Genomic DNA, 15,353 nt, shown 5'->3' with positions numbered 1-15,353 from the left:
GATGAAAAAAACGAAAACACAACTTGCGCTCAAAGTGTTGCTTTATGTGATTTTGATTGGCTATGCGATGATTACATTTTATCCTTTCATTTGGGCGGTGGCGGCGAGTTTTAAGCCTTTGAAAGAAATCGTGTCGGGTGGCATGAATATCTTTGGCGGGAAATTTACGCTAGCAAATTATGCCTATATTTTAGGGCGCAGTGACAATTTCACACATTGGTTTGTCAATTCGGTGATTGTGTCAATTGTTGGTACAGCGATTAATCTGTTTTTGAATACTATGGCGGGTTATTCACTGGCTCGGATTAATTATCCTGGGCGCAATCGGATTTACTGGGCGATGTTGGCGTTGATGATGGTGCCTGGACAAGTTCTGCTGATTCCTAATTACCTGATTATTTCAAGCCTTGGCATGAAAGATACTTTTACCGCACTTATCTTGCCTGCTGCCATTAACCTTGGCAATATCTTTATGATGCGCCAGTTTTTCCTTAGTTTTCCTAAAGATGTTGAGGAGGCGGCGACGATTGATGGTTTGTCTAAGACAGCGACTTTTTTCAGGATTGTTATGCCATTGGCTAAGCCGAGCATTTCCACGCAAGCTGTCTTTGTCTTTATGGGCTTTTGGAATGAGTTCTTGAAACCGATGCTTTACATGACAACGCCGTCAAAATATACGCTGACCCTTGGTTTGCAGACCTTTAAGTCGCAAAATGCGGGGCAACGTTGGGATCAGATTATGCCAGCGAGTATTATTTCGATTGTACCGATTATCATCTTGTATATCTTGTTTAATAAATATTTCTTACAAGGTGTTCGGATGGATGGTGAAAAGTAAGGAAATGAGGTTGGGACAAAAGTTTCAAAAATAGAAGAACTGCATAAAATTCGTTTTTTGAAAACGTTGATTTTATGCGGTTTATCTATTTTATAGTTAGCTAAATTCTGCTAATTTTCGACTTTTGTTCCAGCCTTTTTTTCTGGTTATGGGCATCTCTAAAAACTGCTTTTTCCAAATTTTAGATAGATTTTTTAACCGCAAGAAAATTCGACGACGGCTTGCTGGTGCAAGGCTAGGAGGATTGACGCAAAATTTGGGAAATCTGAGTTTTTAGAGATGCCCTTATATATTATGATACTGAAAAGCGGTGCGCCATAGTCGCAAACTTTCCTAGAAAGTTAGCTTGAAGTTCAGATAAGGAGATTTTAGATGACCGATTTTACATTAACTTTAGCTGATTTGGGCAATACGTCAGCGCAAAATATTGAGACTTTGTTTGCACAGGCAAATGGTATTTTAGGTGTGCGGGCGAGTTTGCCGATACCGTCTACTGAGAGTAGTCCTGGTAGTTTTATCAATGGTTTTTATGAAAGTCACGAGATTGTTTATGGCGAAAATGCTTATGGTTATGCCAAAAATCATCAGACCATGGTCAAGTTGTTTGACTTGCGGACGATTGAAATTGCGATTGACGGTGAAAGTGAGTTTAGCTTGCTTGAGCAAGACTTGCGTTTAGAGATGGCAACTGGTATTTTATCAGAATCTTATCGTTATGCGACAAAGTCGGGCAAGAAAATTCAGATTGATTTGGAGAGTTTGGCAAGTCATGCCAATCGTGCGGTTTATGCGCAGAAAATTTCAGTAACAGCGCTGAATTTTTCGGGTGCTGTCAAAATTGGCAAGAAAGCGAGGCATATCAAGCCTGAGGGCATTAGTGAATTTGATCCACGCTTGAAGGAATCTAGTGCAGATTTGCAGATTTCTGGCAATCGTTATCGGACGAAAAATAGTCAGCTTGACCTTTTTGTTAAATTTGATGATTTTGATGAGACGTTATCGTTGGCGGAAAGTCAGACTTTCACGTTCACGCAACTTTATCACTTATCACGGCTAAATGATTTTTCCGATGTGACATATGACACCTTAAAAATGCAACAAACCGCCATTTTCAAAGACTTTTGGGCGAGTTCTGATATTGAAATCGTAGGCGATGATAAGCTCCAAAAAGGGATTCGGTTCAATCTCTATCACTTGTTTAACTCGGCTGGGCGTGATGGTCACACGAATTTTGCGGCGAAAGGTTTGACTGGCGAGGGTTACGAGGGGCATTATTTTTGGGATACGGAGATGTATCTGTTGCCGTTTTTTATCTACACGCAGCCTGAGATTGCTAAGTCTTTGCTGACTTTTCGCGCTAACATTTTGCCCCAAGCGCAGAAACGGGCGGCTGAACTTGAGTTTGCGGGCGCGCTCTTTGCTTGGCGCACGATTAACGGAGAGGAAACGTCTGCCTACTATCCCGCTGGCACGGCGCAACTGCATATTAACGCTGACATTGCCTATGCTTTTGAGCTTTATGATAATGTGACTGGGGACGCTGATTTCATTGCTAAAAATCGCAAGGTTATCTATGAAATCGCGAGATTTTGGATGAGCTATGGCTTTATGAGTGCGCGTGGCTTTGAGATTCACGAAGTGACAGGGCCAGATGAATACACAGCGCTTGTCAATAATAATTTTTATACCAATAAAATGGTGCAAAATACCTTTTATTATGCTGCCAAACTTGCTGTCAGATTTGATGAGAATTTGGATGAGGCGTTAAAATGGTCAACCGCAGCAAACAAGATGTATTTTGGCTATGATGAAAAACGCCAACTTACCCAACAAGACGATAGTTTTCTTGATAAAGAACCGTGGGAATTTGACAAAACACCGACTGAAAACTATCCGCTTTTGTTGCATTATCATCCGATGAAAATCTATAAACATCAAGTTTTAAAACAGGCGGATACAATTTTAGCTCACATGTTATTTTCAGAATCGAAAGAACAAATTGCGCGTGATTACGATTTCTATGAACCATTGACAACGCATGATAGCTCGCTTTCCCGTGCAGTTTATGGTGTCGTTGCAAGTAAGATTGATCGCAATGAACAGGCTTATGACTTTTTCAAAGCTGCTGCGACGATGGATTTGGATGATCGGCAAGGCAATGCCAGTCACGGTATTCATGCCGCTAATATGGGTGGCTCATGGCTTGGCTTGATTTATGGTTTTGCTGGTCTGCAACTTGAAAACGGACAAATCAAAACAAGCAATCATTTGCCGAAAGCCATCAAATCGCTGAGATTTAACTTACTGATTCGAGGGAAGATGACGGAAATTTTTATCAAAAATGATTGAAATAATTAGTTATTTTAGTGTCATTCTCTTGTGAAAAAGATTACAAACCGTCATACTTGTCATATAATTGAAAAAAACTGCAAAATATGGTATATTATTAGAATGAAAAGAATGAAAAAGAGATTAGCAATTGATGCTATGGGTGGCGATTTTGCGCCACAGTCTGTTGTCGAAGCTGTCAAAATGGGGCTAGAACAGTTTCCGGATATTCAATTTACCTTATTCGGTGATGAGACGAAAATTCGCCCTTATTTTCCAGAAGAAAACCACAACCTTATTATTGTTCACACGACTGAAAAGATTGATTCTGGTGAGACTGACCCTGTCAGAGCGATACGTCAAAAGAAAACGTCAAGCATGGTTATGGCGGCGAATGCTGTCAAAGATGGTACGGTTGATGCGATGATTTCTGCTGGTAACACTGGCGCGCTACTGGCTAGCGGGATTTTTGTTGTTGGTCGGATTAAGCAAATTGAGCGCCCTGGGCTCATGTCAACGCTACCGACTTTGGATGGTAAGGGATTTGATATGTTGGATCTTGGCGCAAATGCTGAGAACACTGCTCGTCATCTGCATAATTACGCTGTTATAGGTAGTTTTTATGCTGAAGAGGTCAGAGGTATCAAAAAGCCACGTGTTGGACTTTTGAACAATGGTTCTGAGGTTGGCAAAGGTGCGCCATTACAAAAAGAGGCTTATGAGTTGATCGCTGCGGACAAAAATTTGAACTTTATCGGTAATGTCGAGGCGCGTGATTTGCTGAGTGGTGTCGCAGATGTCGTTGTGGCTGACGGTTTCACTGGTAATGCCGTACTCAAATCAATCGAAGGCACTGCCGAAAATTTGATGAAACAACTGAAAATGTCAATCAACACTGGTGGTATCAGGTCGAAAATCGGTGCTGTTTTGATGAAAAAATCTTTGTATCATTTAAAAGATGCCTTAGACTATGAAAAAGCTGGCGGTGCGGTTCTTTTTGGTCTTAAAGCGCCAGTCGTCAAAAGTCATGGTTCGTCAAATGCTGATGCGATTTTAGCAACAATCAAACAAACCCGTAAAATGCTGGAAACTGAGGTTGTTACTAGTTTGAAGACACATTATCGGGAGGAAAATCAATGACTATCACCAAAGACGAACTTTTCATCAAAATCAAAAATAATTTAGTCGAAACGATGACACTTGAGGCTGATAATGTAACACTTGCTACCAATATCGTTTCCGATTTGGGCGCAGATTCTATCAGTTTGATGGAATTTACCTTGGCACTTGAGGACGAATTTGGCATTGAAATTTCAGATGAAGATGCTGAAACTATCTTGACTTTGGGTCAGGCGGTAGATTACGTTTTTGGAAAGTTACATTAAAAACTTGCATGAAGTCAGCCATTGATTTCATGCAAGTTTTCTATTTTTTGACTTAAAATGTTTCAGCTCGTGTGACAATTACCTCAAAATTTTCAGGATAATAAGCACCATTGTCATAAACAAGACGCATAAGATCATCACTTTCGCCATCATCACTTGCTTGCGAGCAAATCGTTTTAATTTTGCCGTTATGCGTGACAACTTTCAGTAAGCCCGCCTTACTTGCTTTACTGCTGTCCGTTTTAGGATTTTTTTGCATGCTGTAAGTTGTGCCATCAGCTCTTTCAGCGTAGGATGCCTTGATTGCAAAACGCTGTGTATCGCGGTTAAAACTTTCCTGAAGTAGCCCGCCGCCAGAACCAACGATGATATTATCCGCTGACCAACCAGCCTCAGTTACACGGCTATAAAGTGCTGCAATTGTCTCACGTTTCATGCCGTCGCCTTGAATCACGCCGATGTTATCGTTTAAAACCTTGTAGCCTTTGGTGTTCAATGTATGCCCGAAAACGTTGTCAAGATGTTCAATCACAGCCATCGGCATCTCAATCGCATCGCCAGAATCAGGACGAAAGACAATCCGTCCAGCTCGTGCCTGAATTTTTGCCTTAATCTCAGGCGAAGCAATAACGGTGTCAATGAAATTGTAAGTGTCATAAGAATCAATGACAATCGAAATCGTCGTGTTTTCATCAGAGCGCTCAAGCTGTGCATTGAGATAATCATACTCGCCTTGACCCGCACCATAACTTGTTGCAACCGAATGTTCCGTCGCCCAAACTGACATGCCACGACCCGCCAAACCATAAATTTCAGCAATCGCATGTGTTGCTGCCATATTATCTGAACCGCGGAAATGTAGCAGATGAGCTGCGCCACTGCGTTCGCCCGCTTGTAGACTTGTTACACCACGTAAGCCGAAATCATTGACCGCCCAAGGGAGGTTCTCAATATGCCCTGTTTGCTCATAAAATGGTTGCAAATCCCGCTTGATGTACAGACTATTTGTCGCAATCGTTGTCGGATACCAGACTTGCATGAGAAGCGTTTCAAGGGAATTAAGTGTGGTTGCAAACCAAGGTTCGGTACTTTCAATTGTGAATAACGCATTGCCAACGGGAACTTCCATGCCTTCAGGAAGTGCTTTGATTTTAATTGGCCAATAGCCCAAATCACGCACTTTCTCCCAAACTTGACGATTGAAATAATCGGTCGTGCCAAAAGTTAATTCAGCTGTTTTTTCAGCTTCATCAATCATCTCAGTTGTAATCGGCATGAGAAAATGGTCATGAATGAGCATTTGCAAGCCAAAAAAACTGACAGTCTCAAAACGTCCGCCTTTGCGCGGTTCAGCATAAGAATAAAGCTTGCTCAAACCGTCGGGATAAGCCAAATGGTGGGTCATTTTGTAAGCATCGGTGTTGAGAATTGGGTTTTGTTTTGTCATGATATGTCCTTCTTTTCTATATAAGCTCAATTTGAGCATTTTAAAATGATAATAGTAACGCCATTTCAGGCGTTCTATATGTTACAAATGTCGTGATGTTAGTTTAAATAATCGCTGTGGTTTCCCACGTTCCCCTTGGACAACTGCATCGGTTTGTTCCAAATATTCAGCATGATTGCGCTTGAGATTGTAATGTTTGAGACTAATTTCTGTGCTACCTTTGAATTGTTCGTAAAGGTTGCGAACTTGTTTGAGTGTGAAAAATTCAGGTAATACGTTCAGAAATTCAGGTTTGTAATCAAATCTGCCTTGAATCCGCTTGACTGCTGTATTTAAAATCTCTAGGTGATCAAAAGCGATTTGGCTATCAGGTATATCTGAGATATGAATTTGATTCGTTTGTGAATCAACGCTGAAATCAAACCATTTAGCATTTGCCGCATCATCACCAGCGGTAGCTTGTGGCAGCGTCGGCAGGTAAACGAGATGAGCGACAGTAACAATCCAACTGCGCGGGTCGCGGTTGGGTGTTGCAACAGTGCAAAGCTGATCAACAAACTGGTGGTCAACCTTGACCTGTGTTTCCTCAAAAACCTCGCGAATAGCAGCTTGCGTTGTGTCCTCGTTTTTATTGAGAAAACCGCCAGGTAGCGCCCAATGATGCAGATAAGGGTGCGCCTTGCGCTGAATCAGGAGCAGATTGACGCGGTTGGTGTCAGGATTGTAGGCAAAGATGACGTTATCAACCGTGACACTCGGTGTTTCGTAGGTTTTTAGCTCTTGGTTGGCGTACCAAGCAAGAAATTCTTTTTCTGTCGCATGGTGTTCGTAGTGATGTCTCTCTTCTTTTTTGCTTGAAAATGTTGGCATGTTTAGGTTTCCTTAAAAGCTCGTTTTGAGCATATGTTTTTGATAAATTAATTATAACGAAATAAAATGCTCATGTCAAGCATTTTTTCAAAAAATAAAAAAAGAGTCAAAACTCTTTTTATGTAATTAACGACGTGGCAAGCCACCTTGGAAATCAGTGTCAATATCTTGCACATATGCCTTGTAATAGTTGACCAAATTGCGTTTGAAATCTTGGTAATCGTCTTCTGTATAGTCACGATTTTCGTCAATCTGTGCTTTGAAATGTGGCAAATTTAAATCTTGACGAATCCGTTTTTCTAATTCATCTCTTGTCATAAAAACTCTTTTCTATTTCTTAGTGACTTGCGCTGAACCCCCAAGAAATGTGACCAATCACATTAGGTGTTGTGCGTAACTCAGGTTTTTTATCTGTTTTTGTTGCCGTCTTGCTAGTTTCGAGATTACCAAGACTTTCGGCTGTATCATCAAAAGTGACTTGAAGTTCTGTCAACTTGCTTGTTTCAGGAATAGCTTGTGTTTCAGCTATTTGAACATTCTCAGGAATCTTAACTTCTCTCTCAATTTCAGCAACAGCGACAGCTTGCGCAAATTGCATTGGAACTATTGCTTGATCTGCTACATGTTCAACAGCTTGTTCAGCTGAAATTTTCGGTTTGCCAAGAAGTGATAGCAAGGAAGAAAGTTTTGCGTTAGTGTTTTCCAAGTTGACGTTTTCGTCATATGTCTCAAAAACGTCAGTCTGATTATCGGCATGACGTTCAGCTAAAAGTTGATTGTAGGCTTTTTTCGCATAGTCATACTCACGTTTTGTTTGGTCATAGTAAGTCTGTGCTTTGGTCGTTTCATTGAAAATCGTGTGTCCTGTTTTTTGCGCTGTCTCAAAAGCTTGCTTGGCTGATTGATAATGTTGTTTTGCCATGTCAAGCTCATGTTGTGCAGCAGTTGAAACATGAGTAGGTGTATTTTTTTGCATTGTTAAGTGATTGTAAATTTGAATCGCTTGGGAATAACGCAAAGTTTCCGTTTCAAAATATAAACGGCAGATTTCCTGATTTTTTTTTGATTCATCAAAACGTCTCATGGCGCTTTCAAGCATTTGTGTCGCAGTAGAAAACGTTGTTTCAGTGGCGATATAGCGTTTTTTAGCAATTAAAAGATTACTCATCATTTGCCCCCCTTCTTTTTGTTGATTTCATCCAAACGCATTTGTAGTGCGCGCTCATATTTGCCCAAACCGTCGGAGTGGAAATATTGAACATTTTTGAGTTTGTCTGGTAAATATTGCTGATTAACCCAGTGATCTGGAAAATCATGTGGATATTGATAATTGATTGCGCGTCCTAGTGCTTTAGCGCCTATATAATGTCCGTCTTGTAAATGAGCAGGCATTTCCAAAGCGCCATGCTGATGCAAGTCAGCTATCGCCATATCAAGTGCCGAATGTGCGGCATTGGACTTAGGAGATAGTGCCAACTCGACAACAACATTTGCCAAAGGAATACGTGCCTCAGGAAAACCGAGACGTTCGGCTGCTGTTACGGCGGTTACGGTCCGAACTGCTGCATCGGGATTAGCAAGACCGATGTCCTCGTAAGCAATTACTGTCAGTCGTCGCGCCAAACTTTGCAAGTCGCCACCCTCAATTAGGCGACCCGCATAATGTAAACTAGCATTGACATCCGACCCTCGAATTGATTTTTGGAGCGCCGATAATAAGTCATAATGCGCATCGCCATCTTTGTCAAAAGTCGCTGCCGATTTTTGCAAGGAATTTGCCATATCAGATAGGGTCACGTGGTGTTCAAAGCTAGATAAAACAGCTAATTCTAAAGAGTTTAGCGCCGAGCGCACATCACCATTTGTCGAATGAATCAGAAATTCTTTGGCATCCTCGTCAAGTTTGACTTCAAAATCAAAGCCACGTCCCGAATCAGAAATAGCGCGTTCGATTGCAATCGCAATATCATCAGGTGTCAAAGGTTTAAGCTCAAAAATCTGAACCCGACTTCTAATGGCAGGTACGACGCTAAAATAAGGATTTTCAGTTGTTGCGCCGATTAAAATAATCTCACCGTTTTCTAATAACGGTAAAAGAAAATCTTGCTTGGGTTTGTCCAAACGATGAATTTCATCTAAAAGCAGGACAAGCTGACCAGAAAACTTGGCTTCTTCGGCAATTTCTTGCAACTTCGTTTTTTTGTCGGCAGTTGCATTGAAAGTCCGAAAAGCCATATCGGCAGTGCCAGCAATCGCAGAAGCAATTGATGTTTTCCCGATACCTGGTGGACCATAAAGAATCATTGAGCTGAGTAGTTTTGTCTCAACCATGCGCCGAATAATCTTGCCCTCGCTGACCAAATGGCGCTGGCCGATAATCTCATCAATTGTCCGCGGTCGCAAACGCCGCGCCAAATTTGCTCTCATATTAAGATATGCTCCTAAAGTGTGCTATAATGTTATTATAGCACTTTATTTAGGAAAGGACAAAAGATGTCAAGATATGGCTTTTTAGATAGGTTAGACGAGGAATTGTTAGAAAATTTCACTTATGACTATGAGATTAACTGGGACAAGAAAAATCACGCGATTGAGATTTTTTATCTGCTTGATGCCGAAAACCCAGGTGTGGCTGTGACTGATACGGAAAATGATGCTGAAGCCTCAAGCGACAATATTTCATTTGAAGATGCGGTTGTTTTTTATAATCCACTCAAATCAAAAATCGTAGCAGATGATTATTTGGCGAGTTTGCCATATGAGCCGAAAAAAGGCTTATCGAAAGAATTTATCAGTTATTTTGTCAGCTTTTTACAGGAAACGGCTGATAATGAATTGGATGCTTTGATTGATTTTCTAAATTCTGATGATGTTGAATTTTCAGGAACATTTGATATGGAAAGTTTTGAAAAGGGGTTGGTAACAGTGCAGGAAACGGAATTTTTCGCATATCCACGTTATTAGAATGAAAAAGAGGAAAAAATGAAAAAAGTAATCGGCATCTTATCAGTTGTCTTGGTTGCAATTATGGCAATCACAGCTTGTGGCAACAAAAAATCGGAGACAAAACCGTCAGTATCATCTAAAAGCAAAGTAACAAAATCAGTTTCAAAGTCATCATCACAAGTCGTTTCGTCGAAAGAATCAGCGAGTAGCTCAGAAAATTCAGAATCAGAACCAGCTGATGAACATGGGGCAGCTGAAGAAAGTAAATGGTTAGAACAATCAAGCGTAGCAGCAGAAATCATGACTGTTGAGGAGGCACGCCAAGCCTTGCGCGACATCAATATTAACGATGGCAATTTCTCAAATGCCGATATTAACAACTATATTTTAGAGGCACAAAATGCGGGGCAAGATTTCCAAACTTATATGGCAGAAAAAGGTTTCCCGCCATTGAACTAAGTGTTTAGGCGATTTATTGCGATGAAAAATTTTCTGAAAAGCGAGCCATCGCTTTTTTGGATATAATGTTAATAGCGAACAAACAGAAATGAGAAATAGATGAATAACTGGAATGAATTAGCGATCAAGGTTTCACGTGAAACACAAGAAGCGGTCAGCAATATCTTGATTGAGGCAGGTGCGCAAGGTGTGGCGATTGAGGATACGCAAGATTATTTGGATAATATTGACAAATTTGGCGAGATTTTGCCTGAAATTGCGCAGCTTGACACAGTTGTCGTTAAGGCTTATTATCCTGAAAATCTAGCGATTGTTGAGATTGCTGAAAGTGTTAAGGCACAGATTTTGACTTTGGCAGATTTTGGCTTGAACATTGCCGATTTCACGGTGTCGACACAAAGTTTGGCGGAGAATGATTGGTCGGATAATTGGAAGCAGTATTTTCTACCGACTCGAATTTCGCACGATTTGACTATTGTACCGTCTTGGACAGACTATGTGCCTGTGTCGCGTGACGAGAAGATTATCCGACTTGACCCAGGGATGGCTTTTGGAACTGGTACACATCCGACGACTAAGTTGTCACTTTTTGCTTTGGCGCAGACTTTGCGTGGTGGCGAAACTTTGCTAGATGTCGGGACAGGTTCAGGCGTTCTCTCAATTGCTGCCAATCTTCTCGGCGCTTGCGAGATTCACGCCTTTGACCTTGATGATGTAGCGGTCAAAGTTGCTTGTGAAAATATTCAGCTCAATCCAAATATGACAAATATTACCGTAAAAGCTGGCGATTTGCTAAAAAATGTTGCGATAAAGTCAGATGTTATTGTGGCAAATATTCTTGCTGATATTCTTATGAATGTGATTGATGATGCTTATACTTTGCTAAATGACGGTGGTTTTCTCATTATGAGCGGTATTATTGACAGCAAGAGCGCGATGATTTTGGAAAAATGCGCAAGAACTGGCTTTGCACTCACGACACAAATGCAGCAAGGCGAGTGGCATTGCGTGATTTTGCAAAAAGCGGCGACTGACACAAGCCTTGTCGGAGGATAAAATGCAACAATATTTTTTAAATCAGGTAGCGCCAGAAATCGGTATGGTTATCACGCTTGAAAAGGATGACACACACCACTTGTTCACGGTTATGCGTGCTAAACTTGACGAAAAAGTTCAGATCGTTTTTAGTGACCAAACGCTTGTTTTGGCTACTGTCAATGTAGACCTTGCCACTTTAACAGTGTTAGAATTTGTCGAAAAGTCAGTAGAATTGCCCCTAGACGTGACGATAGCAGTCGGTCTGCCAAAGTCGGATAAGTTGGAATTTATCACACAAAAAGCCACAGAATTGGGCGTGTATGCCATCTTAGCTTTTCCTGCGAAATGGTCGGTCACAAAATTTGATGCTAAGAAAATTATCAAGAAAACGGCGCGCTTAGAGAAAATTGCCAAAGGTGCTGCGGAGCAGTCCAAACGTCTCTTGATACCAACTGTTAAGATTTTGGCAAATTTACAAGAACTAACTGACCAATTTGCTAGATATGACCAAATTCTAGTTGCTTATGAAGCAGCAGCTAAAAGTGGCGAAACAGCAGCATTTGCTAAAAAATTATCAGAATTAGAAAAAGGACAGAAAATTCTCGTGATTTTCGGTCCAGAAGGTGGGATTTCTCCCCAAGAAATTGAGCAGTTGACAGCACTTGGTGCTACGAAAATCGGTTTAGGACCACGTATCATGCGTGCGGAAACAGCACCTTTGTATGTTTTATCAGCTATTTCTTTTTATACAGAATTGTTGCATTAAAAATCTCTATGAAATATTGATTTCATAGAGATTTTAACTATTTTTTAGTCATTTTTAATTTTCTAAGAATGACGCATGTCATTGTTATACCTAATAATAGGCTGATTTGACTGATGATTTCACCTGTATTTGGTAGTATTTTATTTGGTTTATCTTTGGGAGTCTCTTTAGGTTTATCTTTAGAATTATCTGATGGTGTCACATTTGGTATGTCTTTTTTGGGTTCTTCTGTTGGTTCAGTATCAGATGTGCCAACTGGAGAAAAACTTGGCATATCTCCTGCAATATCAGCGTGTTCAGCTAAATATTTTTCAGGTTCTAAGACAGCGTAGTAAGCCTCTTTGGCAGTAAAACTATTATCAAAGAGAAGTGGCATACCGCTTGCACGCCATGACTGGTCATCCCCTTTTCCCCAAATGGTAACACGGCCGATAAATTTGGCGTATTTTTTGTAAAGGGCAAAGAGTTTTGCGTAGTTGACGGCTTGTTGTGTTTCTTCTTCTTTTGTTAGTTTTTTGCCATTGTGCTGATTATTCCAAGCACCTACTGGCATATCAACTTCGGAAATGCTGACTTTAGCACCTGTTGCAACAAAAGTCGCAAGCGCTTCATCAACTAGAAACGCATCAAAGGAATCTCCCCAGTAATGAGATTGCATGCCAATCCCCTCAATCAAAAGGCGACCGTCATAATTATCATCAGTGAGCCAACGTTGATTGAGCGCCATGACCATGAGGGCAATCGCATCACGTTTGGCTGGAATTTCTTCATTATAATCATTGTAATAAAGAATGGCGTTAGGGTCAGTTTTTCGAGCAAGCACATAGGCATCGTAGATATAGTCGGACGGATCTTCTGTTAGTGTCTTGCTAGATTTGGTATTATTGTTGGCATAAGCGATATACCACGGTGAATCTTTACGCAAGGCAGTCCGCCAGTCACTACCATCAAAGCCCTCGCCTGCATTGGCAAAAGCCTCATTGACAACGTCCCAAGTTGTTGCACGACCTTTATAATGTCCTGCAACAGTTTCGATATAATTTTTCATGTTTTCGCTAGCAGTTGCACGGTTGGCAGCCTCGCCGGTGTTTAGCCAAGCAGCTGATTGGGAATGCCAAACCAAGGTATGCGCATGTAGGGCAATGCCGTTATTTAGCGCCCAATCAACTAATTTGTCCGCAGCTGTAAAGTCGTACTGATCCTTGGCTTTGGAAATTTGATCAGGTTTCATGGCATTTTCAGGTGTCATGACGTTGAAATGGTGCTTGAACATCTCAGCAGTGTTATAATCATCTTCCAAATCACGAACTTCCATGATATTACCAATCGGGAAGTAATTTTGATAAGCCTCTTTGAGTGATTTGAGGGATAGATCCCATTCTTTTTCTGGCCACTCTTCGATTTCGATTGCACCAATTTGCTCGATTTCAACATTGTCAATGTACCATTCATCTGGATGAGTTGGCGCACCGTTTGTGTAGAAACCAAAGTTAATCGCCTCAACTGGTGAATTAAACCCTTCTTGTGTGACACCCTCCAAAGTTACCCATTCACCGACAGGCATGAGGTAAGTTTCAGCACCAGCGACACCCTCAGTTGGGATTTTGCCTGGCGAAACACTTGAGTTATTATTGACAAGAACAGCTGCCCCTTTCAAGACACTTTCTTTGCCAATCGCACCTTGTGCGGGAACGAAGAAATCAGCTTTGACACGATATTGTCCAGCAGGCAATGGTGTTTCTGGTACGAAACGGATAGAGCTGCTAACACGATTGTAATCGGCTTGTTTGTGAACGGCCTTCAAAGCATAGCTATCGCCATTACCAAAATCATCTGCCCAGCTTAGCGTACTAGCACCACCAGTTGTCCATTGACTTTCAAAATTTGTTTTATCAGTTTCGTCAAATGTGAACGAGTAAGTAATTGCTTGTGTGACTGAAACGGTCAATTCATCAATATAAAAATCAATTTCAGGATTATTTTCTCCTTGAATACGGAAACTATAAGCCAGATTTTCCAATTGTTGCGCTGACAAATCAAGGTCGTAGTTAAGCGCAAATTCAGGCGATTCTTGACTAACATTAACCCAATCAAAAGTCGTCCAAGGTGCAGCATTCATGGCTAATTTGATTTTGGCATCGGTTGGAAAGGCTTGCTTTGTGTCAGCGTGACCAGTCACTTTGATTTGATAGTTGCCGTCAACAAATTTGCCATCAACTTTGAATTGCTCTTTGTTAATGTCAAGTCCAGACCAATCTTGTTTACGATCTGTGACCAAAAGCGAATTTTTGTCATTGTAACTTGCGACTTTGATTGTTACAGGATTAGAAGTTGCTAAAATTGCTGGAAGTGTGTAGGTGTCGTTTGCTGTTGCATTTTGTAAAGTAGCATCTGTTGCTAAGTCATAGAGAACTGTCGTGCCAGCTGAAAGACCAGTTTCAGGCGCTTGTGGCAATGTTGCGCCGACCTTTTTCTCAGTTATGATAAATGAAGTTATCGTGAAATCAACATTAGTTTCTGCTTGAATGCGTAGATTAGTATTAGTGTCCACTAAGTTTTTAAGCTCAGTGTTGGTAAATGTTTTTTCTAAAGTAAAGTTTTGGCTGGTATCAGAATTTGTCCGTACAAACTCCGAATAGCTGCCGCCAGCCTCGCCAATTTTGACTAATTTGTCAGCTTCTGACGTGGTACCATGAATTGTGACAAGATATTCAGCACTATAATCAAAGTCAAAAGAGTTGACTTTTAAATCAAGAGCATACCAATCATTTTCTCTATCAGAAAGTGTTAGCGCTTTGTCAGCTTTTTCGCCAGCGATTGTTAAGGTCGGCGAGCCTGCTTTTTGTAAATGAACTGTACCGTCACCAAAATCTGTCAAATCAGCTAGTTCAGTCTGCAAATCAAAGAAAACGCTTTCGTTTTCTTTCGCAAAAACCGAACTTGTCGTGATTACCGAGACAAGTGGCAACAAACTCGCCAACAGTAATAAAACTGTGAGGCTAGAGGTTAGCATTTTTCTTTTCATTTAATTCTCCTTTGAGATATTGAGGCGCTTTCATGTCTATCTGAAAGCGTTTGCAACGGATAGTTTGTATTATAAACCAATTAACTGAAAATGTCAATCGTTTTTTTAAAATTTGTTGATTTTTTATCATTCGAAAGTGATAATGTCCTAAGTAGGTCGAAACATAAAATGTCCCAAATGTTAAACTAATACTTATGAAAAGGATATTACTCACTGTGAATGAATTGGAAAAGTATCGTGTTATCAAGTTA

General features: G+C 40.8%; 14 protein-coding genes. 8 read left to right on the top strand and 6 right to left on the bottom strand.

Going from position 1 to position 15,353, the window contains the following annotated elements; translation table 11 throughout:
- The first annotated feature begins 1 nt into the window (after position 1).
- From Hs30E_RS00530 to Hs30E_RS00515, 4 genes are all read left to right on the top strand, one after another.
- Entirely contained in the window at positions 2-838 is an 837-nt protein-coding gene (locus tag Hs30E_RS00530) for a carbohydrate ABC transporter permease (protein WP_172207148.1), read from the top strand.
- 372 nt (positions 839-1,210) lie between these two features.
- A complete protein-coding gene (locus Hs30E_RS00525) occupies positions 1,211-3,187 on the top strand; it encodes a glycoside hydrolase family 65 protein (RefSeq protein WP_172207146.1) in 1,977 nt (658 codons plus the stop codon).
- Positions 3,188-3,298: 111 nt separating this feature from the next.
- The gene (gene plsX / locus Hs30E_RS00520; protein WP_172207260.1) at positions 3,299-4,306 is read left to right on the top strand and encodes a phosphate acyltransferase PlsX; all 1,008 of its coding nucleotides are present in this window, start codon (positions 3,299-3,301) and stop codon (positions 4,304-4,306) included.
- 2 nt (positions 4,307-4,308) lie between these two features.
- Positions 4,309-4,551 carry an acyl carrier protein gene (locus Hs30E_RS00515; RefSeq protein ID WP_228461958.1) on the top strand — a complete coding sequence of 81 codons (243 nt, stop codon included), beginning with the start codon at positions 4,309-4,311 and terminating at the stop codon, positions 4,549-4,551.
- Positions 4,552-4,603: 52 nt separating this feature from the next.
- On the opposite strand, the gene Hs30E_RS00510 is transcribed toward Hs30E_RS00515, so the two are convergent.
- The 5 genes from Hs30E_RS00510 to Hs30E_RS00490 all read right to left on the bottom strand — a co-directional run bounded on the left by Hs30E_RS00510 (position 4,604) and on the right by Hs30E_RS00490 (position 9,295).
- Positions 4,604-5,998 (bottom strand): nicotinate phosphoribosyltransferase, encoded by a 1,395-nt coding sequence (locus Hs30E_RS00510; RefSeq protein WP_172207142.1) that lies wholly within the window; start codon positions 5,996-5,998, stop codon positions 4,604-4,606.
- 81 nt (positions 5,999-6,079) lie between these two features.
- Positions 6,080-6,868, bottom strand: coding sequence for an NUDIX domain-containing protein (locus Hs30E_RS00505; RefSeq protein WP_172207140.1), 789 nt, complete (start codon positions 6,866-6,868; stop codon positions 6,080-6,082).
- Between the two features lie 126 nt (positions 6,869-6,994).
- Positions 6,995-7,186: a hypothetical protein gene (locus tag Hs30E_RS00500; RefSeq protein WP_172207138.1), complete on the bottom strand. Its 192-nt coding sequence runs from the start codon at positions 7,184-7,186 to the stop codon at positions 6,995-6,997.
- A gap of 19 nt (positions 7,187-7,205) precedes the next feature.
- Positions 7,206-8,036 (bottom strand): hypothetical protein, encoded by an 831-nt coding sequence (locus Hs30E_RS00495; RefSeq protein ID WP_172207136.1) that lies wholly within the window; start codon positions 8,034-8,036, stop codon positions 7,206-7,208.
- The gene (locus Hs30E_RS00490) at positions 8,036-9,295 is read right to left on the bottom strand and encodes a replication-associated recombination protein A (protein WP_172207134.1); all 1,260 of its coding nucleotides are present in this window, start codon (positions 9,293-9,295) and stop codon (positions 8,036-8,038) included. The genes Hs30E_RS00495 and Hs30E_RS00490 overlap by 1 nt, the downstream gene beginning before the upstream one ends.
- A gap of 66 nt (positions 9,296-9,361) precedes the next feature.
- Here Hs30E_RS00490 and Hs30E_RS00485 point away from each other — a divergent pair, with 66 nt between their 5' ends.
- The 4 genes from Hs30E_RS00485 to Hs30E_RS00470 all read left to right on the top strand — a co-directional run bounded on the left by Hs30E_RS00485 (position 9,362) and on the right by Hs30E_RS00470 (position 12,077).
- Positions 9,362-9,832 carry a DUF3013 family protein gene (locus Hs30E_RS00485; protein ID WP_172207132.1) on the top strand — a complete coding sequence of 157 codons (471 nt, stop codon included), beginning with the start codon at positions 9,362-9,364 and terminating at the stop codon, positions 9,830-9,832.
- An 18-nt stretch (positions 9,833-9,850) separates the two neighbouring features.
- Complete coding sequence (locus Hs30E_RS00480) at positions 9,851-10,273, top strand: hypothetical protein (protein WP_172207130.1); 423 nt, start codon at positions 9,851-9,853, stop codon at positions 10,271-10,273.
- A 99-nt stretch (positions 10,274-10,372) separates the two neighbouring features.
- A complete protein-coding gene (prmA, locus tag Hs30E_RS00475; protein ID WP_172207128.1) occupies positions 10,373-11,329 on the top strand; it encodes a 50S ribosomal protein L11 methyltransferase in 957 nt (318 codons plus the stop codon).
- A gap of 1 nt (position 11,330) precedes the next feature.
- Positions 11,331-12,077, top strand: coding sequence for a 16S rRNA (uracil(1498)-N(3))-methyltransferase (locus Hs30E_RS00470; protein ID WP_172207126.1), 747 nt, complete (start codon positions 11,331-11,333; stop codon positions 12,075-12,077).
- Between the two features lie 37 nt (positions 12,078-12,114).
- Here the strand turns inward: Hs30E_RS00470 and Hs30E_RS00465 are convergent, their stop codons facing one another.
- On the bottom strand, positions 12,115-15,102 hold the full coding sequence (locus Hs30E_RS00465; protein WP_172207124.1) for an endo-1,4-beta-xylanase: 2,988 nt from the start codon (positions 15,100-15,102) through the stop codon (positions 12,115-12,117).
- Positions 15,103-15,353: the final 251 nt, after the last annotated feature.

Origin of the sequence: Pseudolactococcus hodotermopsidis, assembly GCF_011170085.1 — a bacterium.
Lineage (GTDB): Bacteria > Bacillota > Bacilli > Lactobacillales > Streptococcaceae > Pseudolactococcus > Pseudolactococcus hodotermopsidis.
Note: the sequence above shows the minus strand (reverse complement) of the source record. Positions and strands in the feature narration are given on the sequence as shown.

Coding starts and splice junctions, on each gene's coding strand:
- Hs30E_RS00530 (WP_172207148.1), top strand. CDS start 2: ATGAAAAAAACGAAAACACAACTTGCGCTCAAAGTGTTGCTTTATGTG.
- Hs30E_RS00525 (WP_172207146.1), top strand. CDS start 1,211: ATGACCGATTTTACATTAACTTTAGCTGATTTGGGCAATACGTCAGCG.
- plsX (WP_172207260.1), top strand. CDS start 3,299: ATGAAAAAGAGATTAGCAATTGATGCTATGGGTGGCGATTTTGCGCCA.
- Hs30E_RS00510 (WP_172207142.1), bottom strand. CDS start 5,998: ATGACAAAACAAAACCCAATTCTCAACACCGATGCTTACAAAATGACC.
- Hs30E_RS00505 (WP_172207140.1), bottom strand. CDS start 6,868: ATGCCAACATTTTCAAGCAAAAAAGAAGAGAGACATCACTACGAACAC.
- Hs30E_RS00500 (WP_172207138.1), bottom strand. CDS start 7,186: ATGACAAGAGATGAATTAGAAAAACGGATTCGTCAAGATTTAAATTTG.
- Hs30E_RS00495 (WP_172207136.1), bottom strand. CDS start 8,036: ATGAGTAATCTTTTAATTGCTAAAAAACGCTATATCGCCACTGAAACA.
- Hs30E_RS00490 (WP_172207134.1), bottom strand. CDS start 9,295: ATGAGAGCAAATTTGGCGCGGCGTTTGCGACCGCGGACAATTGATGAG.
- Hs30E_RS00485 (WP_172207132.1), top strand. CDS start 9,362: ATGTCAAGATATGGCTTTTTAGATAGGTTAGACGAGGAATTGTTAGAA.
- Hs30E_RS00480 (WP_172207130.1), top strand. CDS start 9,851: ATGAAAAAAGTAATCGGCATCTTATCAGTTGTCTTGGTTGCAATTATG.
- prmA (WP_172207128.1), top strand. CDS start 10,373: ATGAATAACTGGAATGAATTAGCGATCAAGGTTTCACGTGAAACACAA.
- Hs30E_RS00470 (WP_172207126.1), top strand. CDS start 11,331: ATGCAACAATATTTTTTAAATCAGGTAGCGCCAGAAATCGGTATGGTT.
- Hs30E_RS00465 (WP_172207124.1), bottom strand. CDS start 15,102: ATGAAAAGAAAAATGCTAACCTCTAGCCTCACAGTTTTATTACTGTTG.